The following is a 12638-nucleotide window of genomic DNA, read 5'->3' on the forward strand; positions in this document are numbered from 1 at the left end:
GACCACAAAAAGGAGTTGACTATGCCAAGTGAACATGGTGACAGCGAGGATCCTGGAGTGTATGGTGTTAGAAAGCCAGAACGTGTATCCAAGACTTCCCAACTAAACCCGGAGTACATTGTCGAGGGCCAACTCGACATGGTTGACTCGAGTCATGAGAAAGTTGGTGAGGGCATCGAGTCACTGGATCCCGATGACGGAGAGGTTCCTTTATTTGATGGCGCTTCGCAATTACGCAGCTCCTTTGGATCGGTAGTACCCGTTAACCCCATAGACCTTCGTCGTGCGTGCGTCATCCGAGGTCGTCCGAGGAGCACAATTCCGGTTAAGGATCTCCAAGGTCCTTCTATAAGGTCTGAGCGTGATAACAATACTAGCTCGATCTTGCTGGTGAATTCTGTGACTGCACTCGATGCAGTTATTCTGGGTGACGGCACTGCAGGGATCCTTAGTGATGGTAGTGCAATACTCAACCCGCGTTATCAGTGTCTTCCTACAGTCTTCAATATACGCGGATTTCGAGGATTGCAAAATGTAAGGAGCACAATATGACCTGGCAAGGTATCCTTCAGATCTTTGTTCTCCTCGCGGTCGTGACGATCGTCGGTTTCTATCTGAGCAAGTATATGTACAACACTCTTGAAGGTGGCCGTACTTTTATGGACCGCGTTCTCGTCCCTTGCGAACGGGGCGTTTACCGCATTTGTGGGATTGATCCCACTATAGAGATGCGCTGGACTCGCTATGTCTTCGTGCTCCTTGCAGTCAACGCTGTGGGCTTTGTCGTCCTAATGGTGCTGCTCGCTCTGCAACCGGTGTTGACTATTTTTAATCCGGCTCATATGAAGCAAGTGCCATTCTGGGTGAACCTGAACACCTCGATCAGTTTTATGACCAACACAAATTGGCAGAACTACGGAGGGGAGACAACCCTCAGCTATCTTTCACAAATGTGGCTTACCGTGCAGCAGTTTCTATCTCCGGTGACCGGCATCTGCCTCTTCTTGGCGGTCGTTCGCGGATTCTCACGACACAACGCCAATACGATCGGCAACTTCTGGCGGGACTTCGTCCGCACGTTGCTGTGGGTCGCGATTCCGATTTCGGTGATAGGTGCGATTGTATTATTGGCGCTTGGGAGTCCCCAGAACTTGAATGCCTATACCGTGGTACATACCCTACAGGGCCACACACAGGTGATCGCGCAGGGCCCAGTAGCTTCGATGACTTCGATAATGCAATTTGGTGATAATGGTGGGGGCTTTTTTAACATGAACTCGGCTCAGCCCTTTGCTGGGCCCAATGCGGCTTCAATTTTCTTCCAACTTATCTTGGGATTCAGCGTGCCAGTGGCGTGCATCTTCCTCTTCGGAAAGATGGTAAAGAACCTGCGTCAAGCACGTCCGATATTCGCGTCCATGGCGATCCTGTTTGTGATAGGTGCCCTCGTCATGTATCACTTTGAAGCCGTGGGAAATCCCGCACTGGTCGCACACGGGATTCACCTCGCATCTAGTCACAACCTCGAGGGCAAGGACAGCCGATTTGGGACCGCAACAAGTACCCTTTTCAATAATTCGACGACTGCTGTCTCTTGGGGATCGGTAATTGCCTCGAATGATAGCATGACGCCCATTGGTGGCATGATACCGCTGTTCAACATCATGACTGGCGAGGTGATCTTCGGCTCGTGGGGAGTGGGAATGATAGGCATGATTGCCTATGCAGTACTTGCACTATTCCTCGCGGGGCTGATGGTTGGCCGGACACCGGAGTATCTGGGCAAGAAGATCGAGTCATTTGAGGTAAAGATGGCGGTGCTGTCGATGATAGTGCCAAGTCTCGTGATCCTAGTGCTTGCTGCATTTTCTGTAGTGCTTAAAGCGGGGACGTCGGGTATATTTAACCCGGGCCCACATGGACTCACCGAGGTGCTATATGCCTTCTCCTCCGGGGTTGGTAACAATGGGTCGGCTTTTGGGGGTCTCAATGCGGCATCCCCCTGGTATTCGGCAACGGTTGGCATTGCTATGCTGCTGGGCCGCTTTGCGATGTATATTCCCCTTGTTGCCATGGGCGCCTCTCTGGCGAAAAAGCAGCGTATCCCTGAGAGCGCCGGCACTTTTCCGACTCATGGCCCACTGTTTGCCGGATTGTTAACTGGCACGGTAGTCATCGTGGGTGCTCTGATTTTCTTCCCTTCACTGGCATTAGGTCCATTCGCCGAGCAGTTCGCGGCGCATGCCGGAAAGCTCTTTGGTGGGTGAGTGTGATGATACGTATGGATACTGGGATTTTAGGGAGGTATGGTAAATGAGCGAGTTGGATCCGAAGGGCGGTGCTGGACCAGATAACACCGTGCTCGACACTCACGGCAATGACGATATCGGGAGTGCTAGCGGTGCTGGTGCAGTAAGTCCCCGAGGACGTCGCCGAGCAATGAGCATGTGGGATCGAGAGCTAGTGAGTCGGAGCCTTCGTGTGTCATTGCGCAAGCTGGACCCAAGGGCATTGGCGCACAACCCGGTGATGTTCGTCGTAGAGATCGGCTCAGTTTTCACAACTATTGATGCCATTCGCTACCTAATTTCCGGACGCTTCGGCATGTTTTCCTTTATCGGCCAAATCACCATATGGTTGTGGCTTACGGTGCTCTTTGCTAACTTCGCCGAAGCCATGGCTGAAGGTCGGGGCCAGGCGCATGCCGATGAGCTGCGTCGGACGCGTAGCGAGACCGAGGCGCGCAGAGTGACCGCAACTGGGATCGAGGTGGTGCCTGCGACGTCGCTAGTCCCAGGTGATATAGTCGTCGTTTCAGCGGGCGAGGTTATCCCAGGTGACGGAGAGATCATAGAGGGTATAGCTTCTGTAGATGAATCGGCAATTACCGGCGAGTCGGCTCCGGTAATTAGAGAGTCTGGCGGCGATCGCAGCGCAGTCACTGGTGGCACCACTGTCCTCTCCGATGAGATTAGGGTGCGGATCACTGCTGGACGCGGTGAGTCGTTTCTCGACCGAATGATCGCCCTTATTGAAGCTGGTGTTCGTCAGAAAACTCCTAACGAGATCGCACTAGCACTACTTTTAGCTGGTCTTACATTGATCTTTCTAGTTGTGGTTGTCACCTTGGCGCCTTTCTCTGTGTATTCGCGGGCTGTGGTTTCGGTGACGGTGTTGATCGCCTTGCTGGTAGCACTGATACCCACCACAATTGGGGGATTACTTTCTGCGATTGGAATCTCGGGTATGAACCGCCTTCTTGAGCACAACGTTCTCGCACTTTCCGGACGGGCAGTAGAGGCTGCTGGTGATGTCAATGTGATCATGCTCGATAAGACGGGAACTCTTACTATGGGTAGCCGCCAAGCGACTTCTTTCGTGCCGTCGCCAGGTGTTGATGAGCGTCGGCTGGCCGAAGCTGCTCAGCTTTCATCACTCGCCGACGAGACTCCCGAAGGACGCTCTATAGTCGCTCTTGCAAATGAGAAGTTTGGGATTCAAACCCCGAACCTTGATAGCAATGACGTCGTGTTTGTGCCATTCACGGCTCAAACGCGCATGAGTGGGGTCGATCTTGACGGTCGACGAATCCGTAAAGGGGCAACCGAATCCGTGGCCCGCTGGGCCGAAGTGGAGCTAGATCCACAAACCATCGCTGCTATCGAGCGAATCGCCAGAGAGGGTAGCACCCCGCTCTTGGTGGCGGAGGACCATCAAATTTTGGGTGCCGTGGAGCTAAAGGACGTGGTAAAGGAAGGTATCAAAGAGCGCCTGGCTTCGCTTCGTGCGGCCGGGATCAAGACCGTTATGATCACGGGTGACAATCCCGTCACTGCCGAGGCAATCGCTCACGAGGTAGGTGTGGACGACTTCCTTGCCGAAGCAACCCCAGAGCGCAAGATGGACTATGTCAAGTCTGTTCGGACCGAGGGTTATATGGTCGGGATGGTCGGCGACGGCACAAATGACGCTCCCGCACTAGCAGTAGCGGATGTGGCAGTTGCAATGAACACCGGGACCATGGCAGCGCGTGAAGCTGGCAATATGATTGATTTAGACTCAAACCCTACCAAGTTGATTGATATAGTCGAGGTCGGTAAACAGATTCTGATTACTCGCGGTGCGCTCACCACGTTCTCGGTGGTTAACGATGTCGCTAAGTATTTCGCTATCATTCCGGCGATGTTCGTTGTGGCCTTCCCGGGGCTGAATGCGCTAAATGTTATGCGCCTGACTTCGCCAGATACAGCAATTTTGTCGGCCATCATCTTTAATGCCTTGATTATTCCGGCCCTCATTCCCTTGGCTCTCAGAGGGGTGCGGTATACCGCCACTAGTGCGGCAAGTATCCTACGCAAGAATCTGTTAATTTATGGCCTCGGTGGCCTTATTGTGCCCTTTGCCGGTATCAAGGTAATCGACATGATCGTCACAGCCCTGCATCTGGTGTCCACGGCACGATGAGCGTCTTCGGCTTATGGGTGAATACCAATCGGTCTACCGTTTTGAAGAACACGAATGAGAGAGGAGTGATTTATGAATGTTAAAGTAATCTGGAGCGCTTTACGTTTGATATTGTTATCCGTAATAGTTCTTGGTCTTGGTTATAACCTGGCCATAGTAGGTATTGGACAAGTGGTCTTTCCGAACCAGGCAAATGGGAGCCTGATCAAGCATAATGGTCGGGTCGTCGGATCTCGATTGATCGGTCAACAGTTCAGTTATGCCCGCTTCTTCGAAGGTAGACCAAGTGCCACGTCCCCACCCTATAATGCAGCAGCATCGGCGGCAAGCAACTTCGGGCCGACCAACCCGGCTCTGCTCAAGGAGATTCGTACCAACCTGGCGGCTGTGTTGAAGGCTAACCCAGGCGTGAAGGCTAGTCAGGTACCGCCGAGCCTTGTGGAAAGCTCTGCTAGCGGTCTTGACCCAGATATCTCTCCTGCGGCGGCTTACCTCCAAGTTCCTCGGGTTGCTAGGGCTAACCATCTGTCCGCAAGTGCAGTGCACAATTTGGTCGCGAGCCATATCAAGGGGCGCTTCCTAGGAATTTATGGCGCTCCATATGTGAATGTTCTTGAGCTGAATCTAGCACTTTTAAAGCTCGCGAAATGATGGCGATAATCCACCTCAATTAAGAAGATCGGATTAATATAATTGCAAGGAGATCAAGTGGTTTACGTGTTGCAAACTGTCGTGGGAATCGTGGCTGTACTTGTAGTGTTTGTGTTGTTTGGGTTTTATACCCGAGCTTGCGATCGACTATGAACCTCTATCCGACCATATTGTACAAGGAGATCCAATTATGAATCCTATTGAAATGGCAGCGCTCGTAGTAAGTATTCCTCTACTCGTATATCTATTCTACGCTATGTTGTATCCAGAAAAGCTCTGACTAGAAGCCTTATTGATTGCCGAAAGCGCATCACCCTGACGGGGAGAATAAGGTGGTTAATGTAGCGTCCCTGTATGCATCGTGGAGCAGCATTGTGTGCTGGCTATTGGGCAAGTGACGGACGAATTCGAAGTGGTGGTCTGAGATGATTCGGATTTTGGTCATTGACGACGAAGCGCCATTCGCACGTGCGTTAAGCATTGGTCTGAGAGCCCGCGGTTATGACGTGTTTTGGGCGCTCACCGGTCGATCAGGGCTTGATGCTGCTGCCCATGAACAACCAGATCTGATCCTGCTCGACCTGCGGCTCCCTGACCTCGATGGCATCGAAGTTCTAGAGGCAGTCCGGACCTGGACAAGTACGCCGGTAATAGTGCTTTCAGCTCGCGACCAGGAGGAATTCAAGATTGAGGCTCTGGACAAGGGGGCAGATGACTATATTACCAAGCCTTTTGCCATAGGCGAGCTGGTGGCCCGGGTAAGAGCTGCTCTTCGTCATAGTTCCCACTGCAGTGACAGAGCAGTAGTCCAAACGGACCATTTCACCATTGACCTTGTGGCAAAGCGAGTCATGAATGCTCAGGGTCAGGTTCGCCTTACCGCAACTGAATGGCAGGTGGTCGAGTTGTTGACTAAGCATATTGGTGATTTGGTCTCTCAACGCCAGATACTGCGAGAGGTTTGGGGGCCTCGATTTGAAGACAGACTCGACTACCTCTGGGTTTATATGGCCCGGATCCGTCGCAAGCTTGAGCCCAATCCGTCCCAGCCACGATACTTTATTACCGAGCCAGGAATGGGTTATCGGTTCCAGTTATCTTTGTCTATGGAGTAGTCAGCCTAAAGGTTCCGCAGTAGCAGACCCTGCTTCACCACACTCACCCATGCCTGATACTGGGTGCTCCCGAACATGGGTTGTTGGCAATGTTCGGGAGCATGCCAAATATATTTCGCACACGGCGTATAGGCCACACACCACTTTCGAACGGGATCAGCTCATGTCACATAGTTGTGCCCACTGTTGCGGCCCAAGCATGTATCCAGCATTCTTGAATCAAAGTATGGCAATCGGCGCGACCGGATTTGCCATTGATGAGCGCCAACTAGTTGGAAGTGCTCGACCAATTCGACCCCATCACGCTCGATCAATCAGGCCCCACCCTCACCCGTACTGCACAACCTGCTTGTGGTCTGAGTTGGCAGCTAAGGAGGGATTATGAATTGTCCTGACTATGGAGAGGGCTCTTCACTTTGGAGAGAGGGTTCCACTGTTCGTCTTCTCTTCCTACAACACGGGGTCGCACGCGAGTGCTTGAGGTTCGCGCCCAACACGACGAGCGTTCAGGAGTGTTCCAAGTCGCTTGTTCGACTAGAACCATTCGGTCTCTGTGAGCCGACAGCTCTCGGCATACCTTCAGTTGCGGAAAACCCAGATACCTTGCATGCATCGAGCACACCGCGTACTTCAGCTGTTTAGATCCCGGAGTGCGACCGGTTCATTACAGTGTGGATATATCCCGGCAGGGCCAGTCCGGAGCGCAATAGACATTGCAGTCCGGACCGCCACGAGTACCGAGGTAGCGGCTCTCGCAGCGCGGACACTCATAGACGGCCTCAAGACGTTGGGCACCTGTTGCCATGAACCCGGCGAATCAGCTTATCCCAACCATTATGGTGGCGTCGAATGCGACCTTCGCCGGCCTCTGGGATCTGGCATCTCCGTCACGGGTAACCTTAGGGCTCACCAATAAATAAGTCAGGTAAATAGCTCTCCGCCTGATAGCCTTGAAGTATGGCAATCGATGCGGCAACTTTGGAAGCGGTAGGTCGGCGGATCGAGTCGTTGTGGCCCCAGTTGAACGAGCGACAGCGGCGGGCGTTATTGGGTGTCGAAGCTCGGGAGCTGGGTTGGGGTGGAGTTTCGGCGGTGGCCCGGGTGGCGGGGGTGGCTCGCTCGACGGTGACAACTGCGGTAGCGGAGTTGGAGCGCTCCGATGTTCTGGAGCCAGGGCGGTCGCGTCGTTCCGGGGGTGGTCGCAAGTCGACGACGGTTGCGGACCCCGGGCTGGCAGCAGCACTGGACGCGCTTGTAGACCCGGCGACTCGGGGTGATCCGATGTCACCACTGCGATGGACTGCCAAATCCACGCTCAGCCTTGCCGAGGCGCTGAGTGCATCGGGGCACCCGGTGTCGGATCAGACGGTGGCTGCTCTGTTGCGTGATGCTGGCTACAGCTTGCAGGCGAACGCCAAAGTGAGAGAGGGCCGTCAGCACCCTGACCGTGACGCCCAGTTCCGTCACATCCACGATACGGGTAGGCGATTCCTAAGGGCGAAGGATCCCATGGTCAGTGTCGATGCGAAGAAGAAGGAGCTCGTCGGAGCCGAGCCGGGCTACAAGAACGGCGGGCGGGAGTGGGAACCCAAAGATGGTCCGGTGCGAGTGGGGACCCATGACTTCCCAGACCCGGCAGTTCCCTACGGGGTCTATGACGTAGGGGCGAACACTGGTTGGGTATCGGTTGGTTCCGATGGTGATACTGCTGCATTCGCGGTGGAGACTCTGCGCCGCTGGTGGTTCGGTGTTGGCAAGGTGCGCTATCCCAAGTCCAAGAGGCTGCTCGTCTGCGCGGATGCAGGAGGCTCCAACGGCTACCGGCTGAGGCTGCGGAAACGTGAACTCGCCCAACTTGCTACCGAGACCGGCCTGTCGATCACCGTGTGCCACTTCCCGCCGGGTACCTCCAAGTGGAACCGTATTGAGCACCGATTGTTCGCCCATATCACGATGAACTGGCGGGGAAGGCCGCTAACGAGTCACGAGGTGGTGATCGAGCTGATTGGAGCGACAACTACACGAGCCGGCCTGACGGTGCATGCAGAGGCAGACACCAACAGCTACCCTCGCAAGATCAAGATCAGCGACGCTGAGATGGCGATGGTCAACCGCCAGATCAAACCCGACGCGTTCCACGGCGAATGGAACTACACCATCCGACCTGCCAAGTGAACTACAACCGTGTAAATAACTCGACTGAGTTATTTATTGGTGCGTCCTTAGGTCACCCCAGCCCTTCTCGCACCATACGGCGATCGCGTCGTTGATAGCGGCGAGGAGTTCCAAGCAAGCACTAGCTCGACCATCGGCGCAGGCTTCTCCTCCTGTTCAGTCACGATCCTTGCGAGCTCACGCTCAGCTAATCTCCACTTAGCCTGCAAGCGAACGTAGCGATGCTTGATTTGGGCGAGGCCCTCTTTCTGGTGAAAGTGCTCTGCTAGGACTTATCTGGCCGAGCCATGACTCGCGTGTTTGATCGTTGTGGACTCCTCCAACTTCGAAACCTTTGTTGGGTTTGCGTTGGGTTGTGGTAGCGCTGGATTTAGGAAACATGCTCTTATCTGGTGGGCGCTAAGGGACTCGAACCCCTGACCTGCTGGTTGTAAGCCAGCACGAAGCTGTCCGAATCCGCACACATAGCGTCCGAGTACGTCTCATTCTTGCTGTTCATTGGGTTGTTTTGGCAATGGTTGTGAGACAGGTTAGGACTGGGTCGGACGTTCTCGGGCGCAATTGTTGGGTGAAAAGTTGGGTGACAGTATTAGTTAACGACCCGGGATTGACACGATTCATAGTCGATACCATCAGTGAATTAATCCATCCACCACATTTCCTTTCCAGTGTGATGGCCTCAGGAAGGTCGTAAAATTGCCACTTTCGGAGCAGTAAGCACCCTTGTGCTGAGCTAATGGACGTACAGAAAGGAAAATAACCATGTCCACAACGTCTCGACGTCGTAGCAGGAGGATGGACCTTCGGACTACTCCAGAGGAGAGGCATCTAATCGACCGCGCGGTCGAAGCATGCTCGACCGATCTTACTGACTTTGTCATTTCACACGCATGTGAGGCCGCCCAACGTGTGCTAGCCGATCGGGACAATTTTGCCCTTGACACCGCAGCACTTGAAGAGTGGAGCAGAATGAATGCTAGACCAGCAAGGGATCTCCCAGGTGTTCGCCAAGTCCTTCAGCGCCCGTCTCCCTTCATCGAGTGAGCACGAGGTATAAGCCACCAGAACTCCTCTCGCCCAGTCATGATCTAAGCCAGTTCCATTGTCGTTCCACGGAACAAACCGACTGGTTGCGCAGGCACGCCCTCCAATCAACCTCTAGCGGCACAACACGAGTCTTTGTGGTAACACAACAGTCGGGCAACTCGGTTGTAGCTTACTACGCATGGTGCATGGCGCAGATTCGCTTTGACGCTGCACCCACTAGAGTGCAGAAGGGTGCAGGACATTACCCGCAACCAATTGCCCTTCTTGCGCGGCTTGGAGTTGACATCAGACATGAGAAGCAGGGGCTTGGAGCCGCTCTTTTGCAAGACGTAGTCCTGCGACTCCTCGACCTGTCTGGCAAAATCGGCTGCCGCGGGCTTCTCGTTCATGCTGAATCCGACGAGGCTCGAGGCTTTCATCTCCATCTAATCCCCGAATTCGAACAGAGTCCAACGGATGACCTTCATCTAGTTTTGTTAATGAAGGACATTCGTCGCACTTTACAGAACTGAAACATCACTCACCGAATCCCACTCATATTGAAGAGGAAACCGATTCGCCTCAAAGCCCTGGTGATCTAGCGCACACCACGAATGCGCGTAATGGTTGTGGAGAGGTCGTCGCATGAGCCATCGAACGTATCTAAAACGAAAATACTTCTCGACCTTATATGAAGTTACCCCTGAGATTGCCCGACGTCCCGATGCCACGGTGGATATATCGGCCTCAGAAATCTTGGTAGTGTCGAACCGTCGTTGGGCTGGGATCATCCCAGCCGTTCCCGCACCATGCAGCGATCGGATCGTTGATAATAGTGAGGAGTTCCAGGCAAGCTCCGACTCGATCAGTCATTCAGGCCCTTCCTCCTGCTCGGTCACGAACCTTGTAGACTATCGCTCAGCCAATCTCCCCGTAGCCTGAAAGCGAACGTAGCGATGCTTGATCTTCCCGAGGCTGTCTCGTCCAATGAAAACTCGGAGTCCCCAGGTGTCCGGCCGAGCCACGAGGCCCATGCTTCCTGCGATCAAATCCTCCAACTTCGAACCCCTTGTTGGGTTTTTCGGTGGGTACGAGTCTTGTTAGTTTCAGGAAACATGATCTGACCTGGTGGGCGCTAAGGGACTCGAACCCCTGACCTGGTGGTTGTAAGCCAGCACGAAGTTATCCGAATACGCACGTAGTCATAGCGTCCGAGTAAGTCTCATTTCTGCAGCTCATTGAAGTCTTTTGGCAAGGGCGGTGAGACAGCCTCGGACTGGACGGGACGTCCTCGGACGCAATTGTTGGGTGAAAAGTTGGGTGCGATGCATCGAGAATGCCGTGGTAAAGGTGCCCACAACCTCGCATACCACGCCCTGTTGTCATGCATCCAAACCACTCCCCATCATCAACTTGATTCCCCCAATTCCACAACCACTACATCTGGTTGTCCTAAATATGTCACCAACTCTTTATGCTTCGTAACTATTCAGGTCACCACCGAGAGTCGGTCGGGTGAAGCTGCGAGGGAAGTGTTTCTCGGTCGCTAGGGCGAAGCGGTTCAAGGGTTCGTAGCGCGTCTCGGACAGCAGCTTCGTTGTGTCTCTGTCCGAGGAACGTCCAAGGTGCAGTCGGGCTCTGGTTGCATACGTTCTAGCGGATGCCGGTAGTGAAGGCTCCCCCGGCTGGACACACGCTAGAAAGTCCTGTAGCTTTGGTGCTGTGAACCAGATCGGGCAACCATCCAGCGAGAGTATCGTCACCGAGAGCGTGGCGGCTAACAGTAGGCAGGCATCGAAGAGCGCAGACGGTTCTCTTTACCGCTATGTTGGCCGGGAGTTCACCGAGGTGGAGATGGAGATAGTGCGCACCCTCTGTTTGGACCCGGCGTATCCTACCCGGGCATCAATCTCGCGGGCGCTCTGTCGATCCCTTGGGTGGACAAAGCCAGACGGTGGGTTAAAGGATATGTCAGCGAGGGTCGCACTCGCCAAGATGGCGGCCGACGGACTTATTACCCTACCTGCACCCACAGGGCCACAGCCAGTTCCTAGGAGGCACCTGGAGGCAACGATCGAAGAGGGCCCCGTGCTGGCCTGCTCGCTTGGCGAGCTCGACTCTGTCTCACTTGTTAAGGTCGATACCCGCTCTGACTCCGCAACATGGAATGAGCTCATCGGACGCTTCCATTATCTCGGCTACACCCGCGCCTCCGGTGCTCAACTACGTTACCTCGCTATTTCCAACGGCCGACTTCTCGGTGCTATTGGCTTTGGCGCAGCTGCGTGGGCACTCCAAGATCGGGACACCTTCATTGGCTGGGACGCCAAGACGAGAAGGCAGCGCCTGCATCTGGTAGTGGGAAACCCTCGTTACTTGATCCTGCCCTGGGTGCGGGTTCCTCATCTCGCCTCTCACCTACTTGGTGCTGTTGCACGAGCCCTGCCAGGGCACTGGGTTGAGCGTTATGGCTACGCCCCGGTACTGCTCGAGACCTTCGTCGATGTCGGCCGCTATGCCGGCACCTGTTACAAGGCCGCTAACTGGGTTCGGGTTGGCCAGACCAAAGGTCGAGGCAAGCTGGACCGCAATAAGGCCTACGCGCTCGGGGTCAAAGACATCTATTGCTACCCGCTCTCTAGGAACTTTCGGACCAAGCTTCTCGGTGAAGGTAACCCTGCTTCGTGAGCCAGGCTAGTTACGCAAACGCTGATGCGCGACTACGAGGCGTTCAAGGCCGAGGTGATCGAGAAGCTGAAAACTCGCATCGCTGAGTTGGTGGACCAGGATCGACTCATCGCAGAACTCCGCTGTGAGGTCGCAGAACTTAAGGGCCGACTCAACACCAACTCGCACAACTCCTCCAAACCCCCTTCCTCGGACGGATATGTAAAACCAGCTCCGCGCTCGCTACGGCGTGCATCTGGGCGCCACCCTGGCAAGCAGCCAGGAGCAAAGGGAGCACGTCTTTTACCGGTCGCACACCCAGACAAGGTGCTCTATCATGCACCCTCGAACTGTAAGAGCTGTGGACGCGATCTCAGGGACGCAGACATCATCGACACTGAGGCCCGCCAGGTCTTTGACCTGCCTCCTATGGCACCTGAGGTGATCGAGCACCGGGTACAAAGGCGTCGCTGTAGGTGTGGAACCTTGAGCGTCGCTAGCTTTCCCCCAGAGGCTAAGGCGCCTACCTGTTATGGACCT

Annotated in this window: 12 protein-coding genes and 2 tRNA genes; 11 read left to right on the plus strand and 3 right to left on the minus strand. The window is 54.5% G+C overall.

The annotated features are described in order from the left end of the window. Positions 1 to 21 precede the first annotated feature (21 nt). The 7 genes from FEAC_RS08325 to FEAC_RS08355 all read left to right on the plus strand — a co-directional run bounded on the left by FEAC_RS08325 (position 22) and on the right by FEAC_RS08355 (position 8405). The gene (locus FEAC_RS08325) at positions 22 to 552 is read left to right on the plus strand and encodes a hypothetical protein (protein ID WP_035389374.1); all 531 of its coding nucleotides are present in this window, start codon (positions 22 to 24) and stop codon (positions 550 to 552) included. Next, positions 549 to 2267 (plus strand): potassium-transporting ATPase subunit KdpA, encoded by a 1719-nt coding sequence (gene kdpA / locus FEAC_RS08330; RefSeq protein ID WP_035389372.1) that lies wholly within the window; start codon positions 549 to 551, stop codon positions 2265 to 2267. Before FEAC_RS08325 ends, kdpA begins: the two co-directional genes overlap by 4 nt. Before the next feature lie 172 nt (positions 2268 to 2439). Then, positions 2440 to 4464, plus strand: a complete 2025-nt coding sequence (gene kdpB / locus FEAC_RS08335; RefSeq protein WP_035389415.1) for a potassium-transporting ATPase subunit KdpB — start codon at positions 2440 to 2442, stop codon at positions 4462 to 4464. Between the two features lie 72 nt (positions 4465 to 4536). Next, entirely contained in the window at positions 4537 to 5115 is a 579-nt protein-coding gene (gene kdpC / locus FEAC_RS08340) for a potassium-transporting ATPase subunit KdpC (RefSeq protein WP_035389370.1), read from the plus strand. Between the two features lie 205 nt (positions 5116 to 5320). Continuing rightward, positions 5321 to 5395, plus strand: a complete 75-nt coding sequence (gene kdpF / locus FEAC_RS16385; protein WP_369128196.1) for a K(+)-transporting ATPase subunit F — start codon at positions 5321 to 5323, stop codon at positions 5393 to 5395. Between the two features lie 145 nt (positions 5396 to 5540). Then, positions 5541 to 6230, plus strand: a complete 690-nt coding sequence (locus tag FEAC_RS08345) for a response regulator (RefSeq protein ID WP_035389368.1) — start codon at positions 5541 to 5543, stop codon at positions 6228 to 6230. Between the two features lie 957 nt (positions 6231 to 7187). Further along, positions 7188 to 8405, plus strand: a complete 1218-nt coding sequence (locus FEAC_RS08355) for an ISAzo13 family transposase (protein WP_052566085.1) — start codon at positions 7188 to 7190, stop codon at positions 8403 to 8405. Between the two features lie 47 nt (positions 8406 to 8452). Here the strand turns inward: FEAC_RS08355 and FEAC_RS15560 are convergent, their stop codons facing one another. Next, entirely contained in the window at positions 8453 to 8614 is a 162-nt protein-coding gene (locus FEAC_RS15560; RefSeq protein ID WP_160290367.1) for a hypothetical protein, read from the minus strand. Between the two features lie 181 nt (positions 8615 to 8795). Continuing rightward, positions 8796 to 8878, minus strand: a tRNA-Ser gene (locus FEAC_RS08360). Positions 8879 to 9167: 289 nt separating this feature from the next. On the opposite strand from FEAC_RS08360, the gene FEAC_RS08365 reads away from it, so the two are divergent. Together FEAC_RS08365 and FEAC_RS15815 are read left to right on the plus strand one after the other, a co-directional pair. After that, on the plus strand, positions 9168 to 9449 hold the full coding sequence (locus FEAC_RS08365; RefSeq protein ID WP_035392379.1) for a type II toxin-antitoxin system TacA family antitoxin: 282 nt from the start codon (positions 9168 to 9170) through the stop codon (positions 9447 to 9449). A gap of 188 nt (positions 9450 to 9637) precedes the next feature. Beyond that, positions 9638 to 9964 carry a hypothetical protein gene (locus tag FEAC_RS15815; protein ID WP_201773877.1) on the plus strand — a complete coding sequence of 109 codons (327 nt, stop codon included), beginning with the start codon at positions 9638 to 9640 and terminating at the stop codon, positions 9962 to 9964. Between the two features lie 593 nt (positions 9965 to 10557). On the opposite strand, the gene FEAC_RS08380 is transcribed toward FEAC_RS15815, so the two are convergent. Beyond that, positions 10558 to 10629 (minus strand) — tRNA-Ser (locus FEAC_RS08380). Positions 10630 to 11153: 524 nt separating this feature from the next. Here FEAC_RS08380 and FEAC_RS08385 point away from each other — a divergent pair. Together FEAC_RS08385 and FEAC_RS08390 are read left to right on the plus strand one after the other, a co-directional pair. Beyond that, the gene (locus FEAC_RS08385) at positions 11154 to 12119 is read left to right on the plus strand and encodes a DUF4338 domain-containing protein (protein WP_152623147.1); all 966 of its coding nucleotides are present in this window, start codon (positions 11154 to 11156) and stop codon (positions 12117 to 12119) included. Positions 12120 to 12143: 24 nt separating this feature from the next. Next, positions 12144 to 12638, plus strand: a 495-nt coding sequence (locus tag FEAC_RS08390; RefSeq protein WP_201773878.1) for a DUF6444 domain-containing protein, incomplete at its 3' end; no start/stop codon positions are given.

Origin of the sequence: Ferrimicrobium acidiphilum DSM 19497 (assembly GCF_000949255.1) — a bacterium.
Taxonomy (GTDB): Bacteria; Actinomycetota; Acidimicrobiia; order Acidimicrobiales; family Acidimicrobiaceae; genus Ferrimicrobium; species Ferrimicrobium acidiphilum.

Excerpts from the sequence above, each read along its gene's own strand:
- kdpC (WP_035389370.1), top strand. The coding sequence starts at position 4,537 with ATGAATGTTAAAGTAATCTGGAGCGCTTTACGTTTGATATTGTTATCC.
- FEAC_RS08325 (WP_035389374.1), top strand. The coding sequence starts at position 22 with ATGCCAAGTGAACATGGTGACAGCGAGGATCCTGGAGTGTATGGTGTT.
- FEAC_RS08345 (WP_035389368.1), top strand. The coding sequence starts at position 5,541 with ATGATTCGGATTTTGGTCATTGACGACGAAGCGCCATTCGCACGTGCG.
- kdpB (WP_035389415.1), top strand. The coding sequence starts at position 2,440 with ATGAGCATGTGGGATCGAGAGCTAGTGAGTCGGAGCCTTCGTGTGTCA.
- FEAC_RS15815 (WP_201773877.1), top strand. The coding sequence starts at position 9,638 with ATGGCGCAGATTCGCTTTGACGCTGCACCCACTAGAGTGCAGAAGGGT.
- FEAC_RS08365 (WP_035392379.1), top strand. The coding sequence starts at position 9,168 with ATGTCCACAACGTCTCGACGTCGTAGCAGGAGGATGGACCTTCGGACT.
- FEAC_RS08355 (WP_052566085.1), top strand. The coding sequence starts at position 7,188 with ATGGCAATCGATGCGGCAACTTTGGAAGCGGTAGGTCGGCGGATCGAG.
- kdpA (WP_035389372.1), top strand. The coding sequence starts at position 549 with ATGACCTGGCAAGGTATCCTTCAGATCTTTGTTCTCCTCGCGGTCGTG.